This is a genomic window from Bartonella sp. AA86SXKL, from assembly GCF_042196885.1.
Map to the genome: position 1 here is coordinate 1 of NZ_JBHIRE010000293.1, position 748 is coordinate 748.

Consider the following 748-nt stretch of genomic DNA (forward strand, 5'->3'; position numbering starts at 1 on the left):
CGATAATCCCTAGGAAAATATAAGAAATAAAATTTTGCGATAAAACATGCCACCGCAAGCCTTCTTTGAAAATCATAATTAAAAATATGGCGATTACGGCAATGAGAAACCGCTCAAAAGAAGCTGTCCATGGAGAAACAGTCGTTAAAGCTATCTTAGTGGCTTGGAAATTGGAACCCCAAAAAAAGGTTCCTACGAGGGTTAAGACAAGAGCTATTCTGGGCGTAATTTTCATTGGATAGATCCTTATACTTGATACCAAAGTGGAGCATCGAGACGTATAGAAGAAATTTGTGCGGTATTAGATGAGGAAAGAATAAAGTTGACCGCGGAAGCAATGTCATCTGGGTGAAGCATTTTGGCAAGTTTCTCTGGAGGTATCTCTGGGAATCCTTTTAAATTGCGACGAAAATCCGTATTAACTTTATCAACTTGGATTGAACAAACACGAATATTTTGTGGCATTCCCCATAAGCGCAACCCACCAGTATAGCCCTCTACAGCAAATTTAGAAGAAGAATATGAAATTAAAGAAGGATTGTATTCTACACCCCATATGGATGAAATATTTATAATATCGGCGCGAATTTCCTTTTTTAGATAGGGTAAAGTAGCAGCTGTTATATAGAACATTCCTTTAATATTCACATCAAATGTTTCAGCACATTCTTGAGCATCAATTGTTTCTGGATCGCCACTATAACAAATGCCTGCTACATTAACTAAGACATCAAGACCACCAAATTCT

Annotated in this window: 2 protein-coding genes; both read right to left on the reverse strand. The window is 37.3% G+C overall.

What is annotated here, in order from left to right; translation table 11 throughout:
* Window positions 1-235, reverse strand: a 235-nt coding sequence (locus ACFIO5_RS11615) for an EamA family transporter (protein ID WP_375705493.1), incomplete at its 3' end; no start/stop codon positions are given.
* 11 nt (window positions 236-246) lie between these two features.
* A partial coding sequence (locus ACFIO5_RS11620) for an SDR family oxidoreductase (RefSeq protein WP_375705494.1) occupies window positions 247-748 on the reverse strand: 502 nt, incomplete at its 5' end.